The following is a 14,963-nucleotide window of genomic DNA, read 5'->3' as shown; positions in this document are numbered from 1 at the left end:
CCGTGCTCAAGGCGACCCTGCGGAGTTTCCTGGCGCACAAGGGGCGGCTGCTGCTCTCGGCACTCGCGGTGATCCTGTCCGTCGCTTTCGTCACGGGCAGTCTGATCTTCTCGGACACGGTCACCCGCACCTTCGACCGGCTCTTCGCCTCCACCTCGGCCGATGTGACCGTGGGCCCCAGGGACGACGGGCTGGAGGGCCAGCTGCCCACCGGGGCGGAGGAGACGGTGCCCGCCTCGCTCGCCGAGCGGATCGCGGGCATCGACGGCGTCGCGGACGCCCACATCGACGTGTCCGTGGAGAACGTCACGGTCGTCGACAGCGACAACGAGTCGGTCGGACCGACGACGGGCGCCCCGACCATCGCCACGGACTGGCACCCCACCGACCGCAGCCCCGTGAAGCTGACGAGCGGGCACGCGCCGGAGGGCCCCGGCCAGGCGCTGCTGGACGCGGACACCGCCAAGAACAAGGACGTGCGGATCGGCGACACCCTGAGGGTCCTCGCCCGGCCGGGCTCCTTCGAGGTGGAGGTCGTCGGCATCGCCACCTTCACCACCACCAACCCCGGCTCCGCGCTGGTCTTCCTCGACACCCGGGTCGCGCAGACCGAGCTGCTGGACGACCCCGACGCCGCCACCGGCATCTCGGTGACCGCCGGGCCGGGGGTGAGCGACGACGTGCTCAAGCGGCGGATCGCCGACGCGCTGGGGCCGACGGCGTACGAGTACGAGACGGCCGACGAGCAGGCCGAGTCGGCCGCCGCCTCGCTCGGCGGGTTCCTCGACGTCATCAAGTACGTGATGCTCGGATTCGCCGGCATCGCCACGCTCGTCGGGATGTTCCTCATCGTCAACACCTTCTCGATGCTCATCGCCCAACGCACCCGCGAGCTCGGCCTGTTGCGCGCGCTGGGTGCCGACCGGCGGCAGGTGCGGCGGTCGGTGCTGACCGAGGCGGCGCTGCTCGGGCTGGTCGGGTCGACGCTCGGCCTCGCCGTGGGCATCGGGCTGGCCTTCGGACTGATCGCGCTCATGGGCGCCTTCGGGATGAACCTGAAGTCGACCGAGATGGTGATCGGCGTGGGAACGCCTGTCGCGGCCTACGTCGTGGGGCTCGGCGTGACCTTCGTGGCGGCCTATCTGCCGGCGCGGCGGGCGTCGGCCGTGTCGCCGATGGCGGCGCTCGCGGACGCCGAGACCGCCGGGATCGGGCGGCCCCTGAAGGTCCGCGCGGTGGTCGGCACGGTCGTCGGGGCGGCGGGGGCCGCCGCGCTGGTGGGGTGCGCGGTGTCGTCCGACACGGGGTCGGCGGCCTCCCTGCTCGGCCTCGGTGTGGTCCTCACCCTCGTCGCGACGGTCATCGCGGGACCACTCCTCGTGCGGCCGGTGATCCGCGTCCTGGGCGGGGCGTTCCCCGCGCTGTTCGGCTCCGTGGGCCGGATGAGCCAGCGCAACGCCCTGCGCAACCCGCGCCGGACCGGGGCCACCGCCGCCGCGTTGATGGTGGGCATCGCGCTGGTCGGCGGCATGTCCGTGGCGAGCGCGTCGATGACGAAGTCCTTCGACCAGGAGATCGACAAAACCCTGGGCGCCGACTTCGTCGTCCAGAACCAGAACTTCCTGCCGTTCCCGCAGGAGGTCACCGACAAGGTCCGCGCCACCGACGGCGTCGGCCTCGTCGTACGGCAGCGGTTCACCCCGGTCGCGGTCCGACTGCCGGACGGCGAGCGGATCGAGACGACCGCCGGGGCCTACGACACGCGGCTCGACGAGGTCGCGAACGTCACGTACGCCGAGGGCGACAGCGCGGCCGCGCTCGCGGACGGTGCCATCGCCATGGACGTGGAGTTCGCGCGGGAGCACGACGTGACGGTCGGCGACACGATCCCGGTGCGGTTCCCCGCCGGGAAGAGCGCCGAGCTGAAGGTGGCCGCGCTCACCGACCAGGACACCGCCGACGGCTTCGGGATGCAGGGCGGGCTGTTCTTCGGGACGGGCACCATCGAGTCCCAGGTGCCCGACGGGCAGGACTCGGCGCTGTACGTGAACGCGGGCTCCGGTGCGGACGCCGACGAGCTGCGCGCGAACCTGGAGCGGACGCTCGAGCCGTATCCGCAGGTGCAGGTCCGCGACCAGGCCGACTACAAGGAGCTGGTGCGGGGCCAGATCGCCGTACTGCTCTACCTGGTCTACGCGTTGCTGGGCCTCGCGATCGTCATCGCCGTGCTCGGCGTGGTCAACACCCTCGCCCTGTCGGTGGTGGAGCGCACCAGGGAGATCGGGCTGCTGCGCGCGATCGGGCTGGCCAGGCGGCAGCTGCGGCGGATGATCCGGCTGGAGTCGGTGGTGATCGCCGTGTTCGGTGCCGTCCTCGGGCTCGCGCTGGGGCTGGTCTGGGGCGTGTGCGTGCAGCAGGTGCTGGCACTGCAGGGGATGAAAGCGCTGGCGATCCCGTGGGGCACGGTCGTCGCCGTCGTGATCGGCTCCGCGGTCGTGGGCGTGGTGGCGGCCCTGCTGCCGGCCCTGCGGGCGTCCCGGATGAACGTGCTGGCGGCCATCGCGCACGAGTGATGTACTCGCGGTGTGCCGACTCAAGTCCCTTGCCAGTGAGGAGAGTTCATGCCGCGCCCGTTCCGCTTCGGAGTCAGCCTGCTCAGCCCCACGTCGGCCGGGGAGTGGCGCGCGAAGTGTCGCCGCGCCGAACAGCTCGGCTACGACGTGATCCTGGTCCCCGACCATCTGGGCATGCCGGCCCCGTTCCCCTCCCTGGTGGCCGCGGCGGAGGCGACCGAGCGGCCGCGGCTCGGCACCTTCGTGCTCAACGCGGGCTTCTGGAACCCGACGTTGCTCGCCCGCGAGGTCGCCACCACGGACGCGCTGACCGGCGGACGGCTGGAGCTGGGACTGGGCACCGGATACGTGCCCGCCGAGCACGAGAAGGCGGGTCTGCCGTGGGGGTCGCCCGGCGAGCGGGTGGACCATCTGCTGCGCACGATCGAGGAGGTGGACCGGCTCCTCGGTTCCGAGGACCTCCCCCACTCACGGCTGCGCTCGAGCGGGGGGACCCCCATGCCGCGCCCCGCGCAGCGGCCCCGGGTGCCGCTGCTGATCGGCGCCAACGGTGACCGGATGCTGCGCGCCACCGCCGAGCACGCGGACATCGCGGCGTTCACCGGCGCGCGGACGGTCGCGGGCGGGAAGCTGGAACCGCTGACCGCCGAGGAGCTGGACGAACGGGTCGGCCGCTACCGGGAGTTCGCCGCCGGACGCAAGGAACCCGCGGAGCTCAACCTGCTGATCCAGATCGTCGGGCTGACCGAGGACCGCGCCGCCGCCGTGCGGCCGTGGCTCGGTCATCTGCCGAACCTCAGCGAGGAGCAGGCCCTGCGGCTGCCGCTGGTCCTGCTGGGGACGCTGGAGGAGATCGTCGACCAGGTACTGGCGCAGCGGGAGCGGTACGGGTTCTCGTACCTGACCGTCCTGGAGCCGAACATGGAGGCCTTCGCGAAGGTGATCGAGGCACTGCGGGGCAGGTGAGACGGGCGGCAGCGCGGACGGGACGACCACGCTGCAGAGCGACCACGCTCAGGGCTCCTCGCGGTGGTCGGCGGCGGTCGCCGGGCGACGAGGCAGCGCTCCCCCGGTGGGTCGGCTTTCGTCCGGATCGTGGAATTCCAGGTCGTCGGGCGGCCCCCGTGGTGGGATCCGATCATGACCGACCTGCGTATACGGGCCGCGACGCCCGACGACCTCGACGCCGTGCTCGCCTTCTGGAAGACGGCCGCCGAGGGCACGAGCATCAGTGACGACCGAGACGGCGTCGAGCGACTGGTCGCCCGCGACCCCGAGTCGCTGATCCTCGCCGAACTGGACGGAGAGCTGGCGGGCACGGTCATCGCCGGCTTCGACGGCTGGCGATGCCATCTGTACCGGCTCGCGGTGGACCCCGGGCGCCGCCGCAGGGGCATCGGTTCGGCGCTGCTCACCGCCGCCGAGGAGCGGTTCGTACGGCTCGGCGGGCGGCGCGGGGACGCGATGGTGCTCGTCCGCAACGAGACGGCCCAGCATGCCTGGCGAGCGGCCGGGTACGCGCCGGAGGAGAAGTGGCGGCGATGGGTGAAGCCGCTCGGGGACTGACGGCCGTCCAGGGACCGACACGCCTTTGCCGATCCTTTACCATGGGTGGACCCGTCAACCTCTACGGAAAGGTTGTGAGCGTCCGCCCATGGGCGAGCCTCCCAGTACCAGCACCGGCGCCCGACGTGTCACCGGCACCGGTGCCCGACGTCGCGCATTCCTCCCGCCTCTGTCCGACCATGGGACGGAGGTGACCCGATGACCGAAGTGCTCCTCCTTCTGGTGGCGGTGCTGCTCTCGCTGATCTGTGGTGCCTTCGTCGCCGCCGAGTTCTCGCTGACCACGGTCGACCGGGGCCGGCTGGAACGAGCCGTGGAGCGCGGCGAACGGGGCGCCGCGGGCGCCCTCAAGGCCGTACGGAACCTGACGTTCCAGCTCTCCGGCGCCCAGCTCGGCATCACCGTCACCAACCTGGTCGTCGGCATGCTCGCCGAGCCGTCCATCGCCAAGCTGATCGCGGGCCCGCTGGAGGCGGTCGGCGTGCCGAGCTCCGCGTCGAGCTCCGTTGCCCTCGTCATCGGTACGGCCCTGTCGACCATCGTGCTGATGGTCGTCGGCGAGCTGGTGCCCAAGAACTGGGCGATCTCCGCGCCGCTGCCGGTGGCGAAGAAGGTGGCGAACCCGCAGCGTTGGTTCAGCGCCGCGTTCCGGCCGTTCATCACCCACCTCAACAACACCGCCAACCGTCTCGTTCGGCTCTTCGGCATCGAGCCCGCCGAGGAGCTGGCCTCCGCGCGCGGCCCCCAGGAGCTGGCGGCCCTCGCCCGGCACTCGGCCAAGGAGGGCGCCCTGGAGGAGGACACCGCCGAGCTGTTCGTGCGCACGCTCAACCTGGCCGACCTGACCGCGGAGAACGTGATGACCCCGCGCGTCCAGGTCATCGCCCTCGACGCCCAGGCGACCTGCGAGGACGTGGCGAACGCGACCCGGGCCACCGGCCTGTCCCGCTTCCCCGTCTACCGCGGCAGCCTCGACTCGGTCATCGGCACCGCGCACATCAAGGACGTTCTCGCCGTGCCCGCCGAGCGCCGGCTGCGCACCTCCGTCGCCGAACTGCTGCGCGAGCCGCTGTTCGTCCCCGAGTCGCTGACCGTCGACCGGGTCCTCGACCGGCTCTCCGGCAAGCGCACCATGGCCGTCGTCATCGACGAGTACGGCGGCACCGCCGGCGTCGTGACCCTGGAGGACATCGTCGAGGAGGTCGTCGGCGAGGTCCGCGACGAGCACGACCCGCACGAGACGCCCGACCTGGCCCCCGTCGGCACCGACGAGAACGGCCGCGAGCTGTACTCGGCCGACGGCTCGGCCCGCACCGACCAGCTCGCCCGTGTCGGCCTGCGGGCGCCCGAGGGGCCGTACGAGACGCTCGCGGGCCTCGTCGCCACCGAACTGGGCCGTATACCGGCCGCCGGGGACACCGTGGAGGTCGCCGGCTGGCGGCTCGACGTGGTGGACGCGGCAGGGCGCCGGGCCGCGCGAGTGCTCCTGCACGCGCCGGTCGCGACCGCCGAGGAGCACGAGGAGGAGACCCGATGACCGCCGTCCAGCTGCTGATCGGCTTCGCGACGCTGGTCGTCAACGCCTTCTTCGTGGGCGCCGAGTTCGCCCTGATCTCCGTACGCCGCAGCCAGATCGAACCGTACGCCGAACAGGGCGACCGCCGGGCCCGCAGTGTGCTGTGGGGGCTGGAGCACGTGTCCGCGCTGATGGCGGCCGCGCAGCTCGGCATCACGCTGTGCACCCTGGTGCTCGGTGTGGTCGCGGAACCCGCGATCGAGCACCTGCTGGAGCCGCTGTTCCACGCGGTGGGCGTGCCGGAGGGCGCGGGCCACGCGATCTCGTTCGTGATCGCCCTGACGCTCGCCACCTATCTCCACATGCTGCTCGGCGAGATGGTGCCGAAGAACATCGCCCTCGCGGAGCCGGTGCGCAGCGCCCTGCTGCTCGGTCCGCCGCTGGTGACGCTGTCGCGTGCGCTGCGCCCGGTGATCTTCACGGTCAACGCGTTCGCGAACACGCTGCTGAAGCTGATGCGGATCGAGACGAAGGACGAGGTCACGGCGACCTTCTCGGACACCGAGCTGGCCCGTCTCGTCGCGGACTCCAGCGAGGCCGGTCTCATCGACGACCGTGCGCAGGAGCGGTTGCGCGACGCACTGGAACTGGGCCGCAGGCCCGTGCGGGACGTGGTGCTCCCGCTGGAGCGGGTCGTCTACGCGGGCATGGGGGTCACTCCCGAGGAACTGGAGCGGCTGTCGGCCGAGTCCGGGTTCTCCCGCTTCCCCGTGGTCGACGAGGGACGCCGGATCGTGGGCTACCTCCATGTGAAGGACGCGCTCGACGCGACCCCTCGGGACGTGCCGTTCTCCGTCCGCGACATGCGGTCCATCGCCCGGGTGCGGGAGAACACACCGCTGGACGACGTGCTCACCGCGATGCGCCGCAGCCGGACCCATCTGGCGGCCGTGCTGGGCGAGGACGGACGGCTCGCGGGCATCGTGACCATGGAGGACGTCCTGAGGGAGTTGTTCGGGCAGCCCGCCGTCTGAGCGGGCCGTCCCCTCGGCGGCTGTGCGGAACCGGCCGGTGCCTCCCCCTCCGGCGACCGGAGACGGAGGCACCGGTGGCCCCGGGACCGCCGACCGCCAACCGCCAACCGCCAACCGCCAACCGCCAACCGCCAACCAGGGTGACCGACCGCTGGGTATGTGCACGCGGTACCATTTCCGACGCCATGCAGACGAATCCCAGCCGCTCCGGCCCCACCGACTCCGGGCCCGCCCACTCCAGCCTCGTCACGGTCGGCGACTCCTTCACGGAGGGCATGTCCGACCTCCTCCCCGACGGTACGTACCGGGGCTGGGCCGACCTCCTCGCGGGCCGCATGGCCGCGCGGACGCCCGGCTTCCGGTACGCCAACCTCGCGGTGCGCGGAAAGCTGATCGGCCAGATCGTCGCCGAGCAGGTGGAGGTCGCGGCCGCGATGGAGGCGGACGTCATCACCCTGGTCGGCGGCCTGAACGACACGCTCCGGCCCAAGTGCGACATGGGCCGGGTGCGCGGCCTGCTGGAGGAGGCGGTGGAACGCCTCGCCCCGTCCTGCAAGCAGCTCGTCCTGATGCGCAGCCCCGGCCGCCAGGGCCCCTTCCTGGAGCGCTTCCGGCCGCGCATGGAGGAGCTGTTCGCGTGCGTCGACGAACTGGCCGCCCGGCACGGCGCCCTCGTCGTCGACCTCTACGGCGCACCTTCGCTGGGCGACCCCCGGATGTGGGACGTGGACCGGCTGCACCTGACCGCCGAGGGGCACCGCCGGGTCGCCGAGGCGGTCTGGCAGGCCCTCGGCCACGAGGCGGAGGACCCGGAGTGGCGGACGCCCATGCCCGTCACCCCGCCACCCGGCTGGACGGCCCGCCAGGTGGCCCACGCGCGCTTCGCCCGGCAGTACCTGCTGCCGTGGATAGGGCGCCGTCTCACGGGCCGCTCCTCGGGCGACGGTATGCCGGCCAAACGGCCCGAGTTGCTGCCGTACGAGGGCCCACTAGCGTAAGGACCCGTCCGACCGGGAGGCGCCTGTGACCACGACCGTGATCAACCTCAAGGGCCGTATCCGCGACTTCGGCCCCCGGCTGGAGTACGCGCCCAGCGACCTCGTCTACATCGGCCGCCGTTGGACGATGGGCCACTGGGACCTGCCGCGGCACCCGCTCTTCAACCCCTTCCAGTACGACACCGAGAAGAGGAAGCGCGACGGGACGCGGGCCGAGGTCTTGGCGAAGTACCGGGAGTATGTGACGGCCGACCCCGAGCTGATGGCCCTCGTCCCGGAGCTGCGCGGGAAGACGCTGGCCTGCTGGTGCGCGCCCGAACCCTGCCACGGCGACATCCTGGCGGAGCTGGCCGACGGCACGAAGTCCTCCGCCTAGGCACCGGCGGTTCCTCTTCACGGGTTCCTCCGAAGCTCCCCCTCCCCCGACGGCTCACTGCTCGTCGTGCCTCTGGGCCTTCGCCTCGGCAACGGTGCGGCGGGGGTGCGTTCCCCGCCGGTGAAGACCGTCGCGACGATCCTCTTGTGCACCACGTCCGCGCGGATCTTGCCGTGCGAACGGACCAGCAGTTCCTCGATCTTCGGTAGATGGCCGTCGATCGCGGGGGCCCGTTGACGGCGCTGGTCGGGGTACTGGCCGGCGGCCCGCAACTTCACATGGCAGGCCACCGAGCCTCGCCGAGCGGGACGCATCCAATGCGAGCGGGGAGATATCTGGCCGTGCGCGGGAAGTCCCGTGGCCACCAGTGGGGCGGTAAGTGGCCGCCTACGGGGAGCTTGCCATGGCCGCCTTCAGGCAAACGCCGGGGCCCTGACCGGAAACGGCTCCAGCTCAACCCGACAATGCCCCTCAGACTTTGCTCAGTCTTTCCTCAGGTGATGTGCCGGGATTCTACGCACACTTAGCACGATCGATTCGCAAGATTAAGCAGCCAGTCGAGGATGCTCCTGTTTGGAAGGAGTCTCCCAAAACGAGGGGACATAGATATGCGAGGCAAGCAGACAATCGGCGCGGGCATTCTGGCCCTGGCCCTGGTATCCGCGGCCGGCTGGGCCGCCCAGGCCGCCACCAGCGAGACCGCAGCCGGCCAGGCTCCGCGGCCAGGACGCCGACGCGGGCCGCGGCCGTGGACGGGCACCAAATCGTTCAGTTCCCCAACGCCAACGTGCCCGACTTCCAGCGTCGGACGCTCAACTGCCCGGCGGGCAAGAAAGTTGTCGGCGGCGGCTGCCGAGGCCCGGGGCAACGGTGCCGTGCTGATCGGGAGTTTCCCCACGAATGACGGGTGCGGCTGGATCGCGGCTGGCCGTCAGAACGGCTCCTCCACCGTCGGCATCACGGTGTACGCGATTTGCGCCAACCCCCGACACAGGGGGGTTCCTACGGGCTTGCAGGAACCACCCCTGCCCCGTCTCCTTCCCGGGAACAACAGCAAGGAGGCCGCCGGGGCAGAGGTCCCCGGTCGCCTTGCGGGCACGACGATGATCTCAGCGGGGCCGCTCCCGCCGGGTTTCGTTCCGGTTGGTTCATCCGGTGGCCTCCATCGGGTCGAGGGTGGCCCGGTGGCCGAGTTCGTTGCGGCGCGTGCGGGGTCGCGCCGGGTGACGGTCGGCCCGCTGCCTGAAAAGCTGCGGATCGTTTTCCACGTCGCGGTTTCCCCTCCGGTCACAAAGGCGGAACCGGTCAGGACCTGATGGTGGTCGAGCCGGAGCGGGACGTCGGCACGCGCGCGCATAACGTGCGTGCCGCGGATGACCGTGTTGTACGTCTGCCGCACCTCGACCCGTTACCTGCATGTTCACGTCAGGTTGCCGGTGGATTCCGGACAATCGCAGGTCCGCGCCGTCGGGGTCCGGGAGCCGACGCGGGATGGACACCCACCGGCAATGAATCACTTCCGGCCATCTCGTTGCTCATTTCCGCCGAGCATTCTTCCCAGCGGTATCCAGACGATTCCGGACGCCGTCAGTGCGGTAAGGAGGGAGTCTTTGGGCGGTCTTGCCCTTCGGGCGAGCACTGTGATCGGATATCAAAATCGGACGGCGAAGTTCTGGTCGATGAGGGAGAAAATGCACAGCTGTTCACGGTCGGCAATGGCGAAGTGCGAGAATCCGGTTCTCAGCGTAGTTCACACACAGCCCATTTCCCGGGGAGCAGTGCACGGCAGGGAAGACCAACTGGCCCAGACGATCGCGCAGCTGCGCGCCGTCGCGAGCACCGGGCGGAGCACGGTGCTGGTGTTGGGGGCGGTTCCCGGCGCGGGCAAGACCCGCCTCCTCGGGGAAGCGGCCTCGCTCGCCGAGAGCGACGGCTTCATGGTGCTGGGCGCCGCCCCGGCCGGGCCCGACTCCACCCCCGGGGCCGTCATCGAGGCGGCTCGGGCACGGCTCCCCGGTGCCGGGAGCACCCGCACCACCGTCGTCATCGACGATCTGCATCTCGCGGGACTCCCCGCACTGACGACGCTGAACGACCTCATCGTCGTCCTCAGAGGACGCCCGATCCTCTGGCTGCTCGCCTTCACCACGGAATGCGACGCCCCACCCCAGGAACACCTGCGGACCTCTCTCGCCGGACTCCGCGCCAGCCTCCCGGTGGAACACGTGCGGGAGCTGGGACCGATCGAGGGCGACGCGCTGGCACGGCTGGTCGCCGACCACACGGGAGCCACCCCCGACCCGGCTCTCCTCGCCCTCGCGGAGAGCGTCAACGCCACTCCGCGCTCGGTGATCGAGCTGATTCGCGGCCTGGCGGCGGACGACGACCTGTGCCTGATCGACGGCACATCCCGATTACAGCCCGCCCCACCCCGCGGCCCCTCGGCCGGGTGGGGCCTCCCGGTGCCCGCTCCCGTGCCGAAACGCTTCTCCGCGACCGTCCAGCAAAACCTCAGGACACTGTCGGACCCCACCCTGAAGGCGCTCAGACTGGCCGCCGTCCTCGGATCACCGTTCGCACCGGAAGACCTGTCGGCCCTGCTCGACGAAGCACCCGTCGGTCTGCTCGCGGCCGTGGACGAGGCCATCGACCGGGGCCTGCTCGTCTGCGGCGAACGCGACCTCGCCTTCCGCACCGAGCCGATCTGGCGGGTCCTGCTCGACTCCGTACCGCCCCCGGTGCTCGCCCTGCTGCGCCGGCAGGCCGCGAAGATCCTGCTGTCGCGCCCCGAGGGCGTCGAGCGCGCCGCCCTCCAACTGGTCCACGTCGCCCAACCCGGCAACACGGACGAACTGCGCATCATCGCCGAGGGCTCCCGCAAACTCCTGCTCGCCGACCCGTCCACAGCCGCCTCGCTCGCCACCCGCTCCATGGAGCTCCTGGACCCCGGCACCGCCGAACGCGTGCGACTGGCACGGACCGCCGTCGAAGCGCTCACCAGAGCCGGCCGACTGGACCACGCGATCGCCCTGGCCAAGGACACCGTCGACGAAACAGCCCGCCTCGCCGCCCCCCTGCCGCCGGAGCTCGTCGAGGACGTAGCCGCGTTGCGGGCCTCGATGTCGACCGCACTGTTGCTCGTCGGCAACGCCCCACTCGCCCGCCGAGCCGCAGGCGACGCGCTCGCGCTGCAGCACGGCGGGGCGCAGCACCGCGAGGCGATCGTCGCCCACCTCGCCGCCTCCTACCTCACCGGCGACGTCACCGCCGTCCAGCGCGCACACCAGATCCTCGGCGCACCCGACCGCCACGCCGGCGCCGTACAGGTCGGCGCGATGACCTTCCAAGCCTTCGGCCAGTGGCGCGCCGGCGATGTCGGCGAGGCCGTGGCCACCCTGCGCAAGGCGGTCGCTCTCGACCGCGCCGACGACGAGGCGCCGATCCTCGACCCCCGCTGGTTCCTGGCCTTCACCCTCGCGAGGACCGACGAGTACGAGCAGGCGGCGGCCGTCATCCAGGGTTCCACCGACATCGCCTCGAAACACGGCACGCTGACCACCGCGGTCCCCTGCGTGCTCCGCGCCCAACTGAACCTCGCACAGGGCCGGTTGGACGAGGCAGAGGACGACGCCAAGCTCGGGGTCGGCACCGACGGTCCCTTTGTGCCGATGCTCGCCCCGCAGGCCTGGCTGGTTCTCGCCTCCGTGGCCCTGCGCCGCGGGGAGCTCGCCCAGGCCGAGGAGCACATCACGACCCTGGAGAAGGACTTCCCCCAGCACGCCTCCAGCCCCTGGTGGGGCGCGCGGCTGCTGCTCAACGCGCAACTGGCCGAGGCGCAGGCCGACCAGCAGGCCGCGACGGAGGTGCTGGCCGAGATCGGGGCACAGAACGGTGCGCTTCGCGAGGTCGTCCTGGAGGATCCGGCCGCGGCGGCCTGGTGGGTACGGTGCGCTCTCGCGGCCGAGCGGCCCGACCTCGTCTCGACGGTGATCGAGGCGACCGAGCACCTCCGTGGACGCAACCAGTGCGTGCCCTCGGTGGTGGCCATGGCCATGCACGCCCGGGCGCTCGCCGAAGGGGACGCCGAGGCACTCGACCGGGCCGGGCGGCTGCACCGTAATCCCTGGGCACAGGCGACCGCGGCCGAGGACCACGCCGGGCTGCTCCTCGACCGCGGGGAGCACGAGGCCGCCATCAGTGAGTTCGACCGGGCGATGAGTGCCTTCGGTGCGCTCGGCGGGGAGCGGGACGCCGCCCGGGTGCGGGCGCGGCTGCGGGCACTGGGTGTGCGACGGCGGCACTGGACGCATGCGAAACGGCCGGTGTCCGGGTGGGAGAGCCTGACCAAGACCGAGCGGAAGGTGGCCGAGCTGGTGGCCGGAGGGCTCACCAATCAGCAGGCCGCCCGGCATCTGTTCATCTCACCGCACACGGTCGGGTTCCATCTGCGCCAGATCTACCGGAAGTTGGGAATCAGATCGCGCACCGCGCTGATCCGGTTGAGGGCGTGAGGGCGGGGTGCGCTTCTTCAGGGGTTCCCACCAGGCGCGGTTGTCGGTGTACCACTCGATCGTTTCGATGAGGCCCTCCTCGAAGGGGATCCGCGACCTGTGGCCCAGGGCCCGCAGCTTGGCGTCGGTCAGGGAGTAGCGGCGGTCGTGGGCCTTGCGGTCCCGCACCTGTTCGACGCTTCGCCAGTCGGCGTCGAGGGCGTTCAGGAGGCGGGTCGTGAGGTCCCTGTTCGTCAGCTCGGCCGTTCCGGCTATGTGGTAGACCTCGCCCGGTTCGCCCCGTTCGGCCACCAGGCGGATCGCTCGACAGTGGTCGTCGACGTGGATCCAGTCGCGTACGTTGCCGCCGTCGCCGTAGAGCGGGACGGTCAGGCCGTCCAGGAGGTTGGTCACGAAGAGAGGGATGAGCTTCTCGGGGTACTGGTACGGCCCGTAGTTGTTGCCGCAGCGCGTGATGCTCACCGGGAGGCCGTGCGTGCGGGCGTGGGCCAGGGCGATCAGATCGCCACCCGCCTTGGCCGCCGCGTAGGGGGAGTTGGGATTCAACGGGGCCGTCTCGTTCCAGGAGCCGGTGTCGATGCTGCCGTACACCTCGTCGGTGGAGACATGGACGACGCGTGGGGTGCCGGCGTCGAGGCAGGCCCGCATCAGGGTCTGCACACCGAGAACGTTGCTGTGGACGAACTCGTCGGCGTCGGCTATCGACCGGTCGACATGGGACTCGGCCGCGAAGTTGACGACGAGGTCGTGGCCGGGAAGCACTTCGGCGACGAGACCGGCGTCGCCGATGTCGCCGTGGACGAAGGTGAAGCGGCCCTCGACAGGCTCCAGGTTGGCCGGATTGCCGGCATAGGTGAGTTTGTCGAGGACGGTCAGTTCGTCCTCGTCGGCGTAGGAGCGTACGAAATGGGAGCCGATGAAGCCGGCGCCTCCCGTGACAAGGATCTTCATGAGGCCACCTGCACCTTGCTGTGGTCGCCGAGGACGAGACGGTGGGAGCGCAGGATGCGGGGCGTCGACGTCACCTCGACCTCGCGTCCGATGAGAGAGCGTTCGACGCGGCGTACGCCGACGATGGACGCCCCGCGCAGCACGATCGAGTACTCGACCTCGCTGTCGATGACCGAGCAGCCGCTGTCGATCGAGGTGAACGGGCCGATGTAGGAGTCCTGGATACGGGATCCGGCGGCCACCACCACCGGGCCGACGATGCGGGAACCGGTGACGGTCGCGCCCTCCTCGATCACCACCCGACCGACCAGTTCGCTGGAGTCGACCACTCCCGAGCAGTCGGCCTCGACACCGTCCAGGACGAGGCGATTGACCTCCAGCATGTCGGCGACGTTGCCGGTGTCCTTCCAGTAACCGGACACGAGGGTCGACTCCACCCTGCAGCCCGAGTCGATCAGTTCCTGGATGGCGTCGGTGATCTCCAGCTCGCCCCGCCAGGAAGGTTTGAGGCCGCTGATGGCGTCGTGGACGCGGGCGCTGAACATGTAGACGCCGACCAGCGCGAGATCGCTCCTGGGGTGCTCCGGCTTCTCCTCCAGCCCGATCACCCGGCCGTCGGCATCCAGTTCGACCACACCGAACGCGCGCGGGTCCGACACCCGGGTCAGCAGGATCTGGGCGTCCGGTCGGCTCACCCGAAAACGGTCCAGGAGAGCGCCGATGCCGCCGACGATGAAGTTGTCACCGAGGTACATCACGAAGTCGTCGTCGCCGAGATAGTCCCGCGCGATCGTCACGGCGTGGGCGAGACCCAGCGGTGCCTCCTGAGGCAGGTAGGTGACGTCCAGGCCGAACCGGGAACCGTCGCCGACCGCGGCCTCGATCTCCGCGGCCGTGTCGCCGACCACGATGCCGACCTCCCGGATGCCCGCCTCGGCGATCGACTCCAGTCCGTAGAACAGCACCGGCTTGTTGGCGACGGGCACAAGTTGTTTCGCCGAGGTGTGCGTGATCGGCCGCAGCCGGGAGCCGGAGCCGCCGGCGAGCACGAGCGCCTTCATCGACGCCCCCGCGGTACGTCCGCCGCAAAGGGATGTCCCTGCGGTTCGGCCTCAAAGGTAGGAGCCATCATCTCCCCAACTGTCCGTGGAAGGACCGGATACGTGATCCATGCTGGTGAACGCCGGAAAGCCGCACATCCCCTGGAGGCGGCCTCCACGGGTGGGTTTGCCGGTGCCGGGCCCGACGTTCCCGCACAACGCCGCACTCGCAGCCCACGCGACCACGTGGACTCAGGACCGGCTCGCCCCCTCCCGCCCGCCCGAGTGGCATCCTGGCGCTTCCCCCAGGGGACCCGGAGGCGGTCGCGGAGCCGGCACCATCGCGCGGGAGACGGCGTGTCACCACCTGGTACGCCGGTGCGACCGCGATCGCCTCCG

The 14,963-nt window shown here is 70.9% G+C and carries 10 protein-coding genes and 1 pseudogene; 8 read left to right on the top strand and 3 right to left on the bottom strand.

Translation table 11 applies throughout. From position 1 onward, the window contains the following. Positions 1 to 2 precede the first annotated feature (2 nt). The 7 genes from ACZ9QC_RS36260 (at position 3) to ACZ9QC_RS36230 (ending at position 8,062) form a co-directional block, all read left to right on the top strand. The gene (locus ACZ9QC_RS36260) at positions 3 to 2,573 is read left to right on the top strand and encodes an ABC transporter permease (protein ID WP_472916951.1); all 2,571 of its coding nucleotides are present in this window, start codon (positions 3 to 5) and stop codon (positions 2,571 to 2,573) included. A 48-nt stretch (positions 2,574 to 2,621) separates the two neighbouring features. After that, positions 2,622 to 3,539 (top strand): LLM class F420-dependent oxidoreductase, encoded by a 918-nt coding sequence (locus ACZ9QC_RS36255; protein WP_472916950.1) that lies wholly within the window; start codon positions 2,622 to 2,624, stop codon positions 3,537 to 3,539. Between the two features lie 174 nt (positions 3,540 to 3,713). Beyond that, complete coding sequence (locus tag ACZ9QC_RS36250) at positions 3,714 to 4,139, top strand: GNAT family N-acetyltransferase (protein WP_472916949.1); 426 nt, start codon at positions 3,714 to 3,716, stop codon at positions 4,137 to 4,139. Between the two features lie 198 nt (positions 4,140 to 4,337). After that, positions 4,338 to 5,675, top strand: a complete 1,338-nt coding sequence (locus ACZ9QC_RS36245; protein WP_472916948.1) for a hemolysin family protein — start codon at positions 4,338 to 4,340, stop codon at positions 5,673 to 5,675. Next, positions 5,672 to 6,688 (top strand): hemolysin family protein, encoded by a 1,017-nt coding sequence (locus ACZ9QC_RS36240; RefSeq protein ID WP_472916947.1) that lies wholly within the window; start codon positions 5,672 to 5,674, stop codon positions 6,686 to 6,688. Before ACZ9QC_RS36245 ends, ACZ9QC_RS36240 begins: the two co-directional genes overlap by 4 nt. Before the next feature lie 185 nt (positions 6,689 to 6,873). Further along, entirely contained in the window at positions 6,874 to 7,686 is an 813-nt protein-coding gene (locus tag ACZ9QC_RS36235; RefSeq protein ID WP_472916946.1) for an SGNH/GDSL hydrolase family protein, read from the top strand. A gap of 25 nt (positions 7,687 to 7,711) precedes the next feature. Further along, positions 7,712 to 8,062: a DUF4326 domain-containing protein gene (locus ACZ9QC_RS36230; protein ID WP_472916945.1), complete on the top strand. Its 351-nt coding sequence runs from the start codon at positions 7,712 to 7,714 to the stop codon at positions 8,060 to 8,062. A gap of 72 nt (positions 8,063 to 8,134) precedes the next feature. Here ACZ9QC_RS36230 and ACZ9QC_RS36225 read toward each other — a convergent pair. Then, positions 8,135 to 8,355 (bottom strand): annotated as a pseudogene (locus ACZ9QC_RS36225) (IS21 family transposase); the annotation flags it as partial. Positions 8,356 to 9,840: 1,485 nt separating this feature from the next. Between ACZ9QC_RS36225 and ACZ9QC_RS36220 the strand changes: the two are divergent. Beyond that, positions 9,841 to 12,573, top strand: a complete 2,733-nt coding sequence (locus ACZ9QC_RS36220) for a helix-turn-helix transcriptional regulator (RefSeq protein WP_472916944.1) — start codon at positions 9,841 to 9,843, stop codon at positions 12,571 to 12,573. Here the strand turns inward: ACZ9QC_RS36220 and rfbB are convergent. Continuing rightward, a complete protein-coding gene (gene rfbB, locus ACZ9QC_RS36215; RefSeq protein WP_472916943.1) occupies positions 12,484 to 13,524 on the bottom strand; it encodes a dTDP-glucose 4,6-dehydratase in 1,041 nt (346 codons plus the stop codon). The two genes, ACZ9QC_RS36220 and rfbB, sit on opposite strands and share 90 nt — an antisense overlap. Further along, positions 13,521 to 14,585, bottom strand: coding sequence for a glucose-1-phosphate thymidylyltransferase (locus tag ACZ9QC_RS36210; RefSeq protein ID WP_472916942.1), 1,065 nt, complete (start codon positions 14,583 to 14,585; stop codon positions 13,521 to 13,523). Before ACZ9QC_RS36210 ends, rfbB begins: the two co-directional genes overlap by 4 nt. Between the last annotated feature and the right edge of the window lie 378 nt (positions 14,586 to 14,963).

This window comes from Streptomyces sp. HUAS MS02 (assembly GCF_055702265.1).
Note: the sequence above shows the minus strand (reverse complement) of the source record. Positions and strands in the feature narration are given on the sequence as shown.

Excerpts from the sequence above, each read along its gene's own strand:
- ACZ9QC_RS36255 (WP_472916950.1), top strand. The coding sequence starts at position 2,622 with ATGCCGCGCCCGTTCCGCTTCGGAGTCAGCCTGCTCAGCCCCACGTCG.
- ACZ9QC_RS36250 (WP_472916949.1), top strand. The coding sequence starts at position 3,714 with ATGACCGACCTGCGTATACGGGCCGCGACGCCCGACGACCTCGACGCC.
- ACZ9QC_RS36245 (WP_472916948.1), top strand. The coding sequence starts at position 4,338 with ATGACCGAAGTGCTCCTCCTTCTGGTGGCGGTGCTGCTCTCGCTGATC.
- ACZ9QC_RS36240 (WP_472916947.1), top strand. The coding sequence starts at position 5,672 with ATGACCGCCGTCCAGCTGCTGATCGGCTTCGCGACGCTGGTCGTCAAC.
- ACZ9QC_RS36235 (WP_472916946.1), top strand. The coding sequence starts at position 6,874 with ATGCAGACGAATCCCAGCCGCTCCGGCCCCACCGACTCCGGGCCCGCC.
- rfbB (WP_472916943.1), bottom strand. The coding sequence starts at position 13,524 with ATGAAGATCCTTGTCACGGGAGGCGCCGGCTTCATCGGCTCCCATTTC.
- ACZ9QC_RS36210 (WP_472916942.1), bottom strand. The coding sequence starts at position 14,585 with ATGAAGGCGCTCGTGCTCGCCGGCGGCTCCGGCTCCCGGCTGCGGCCG.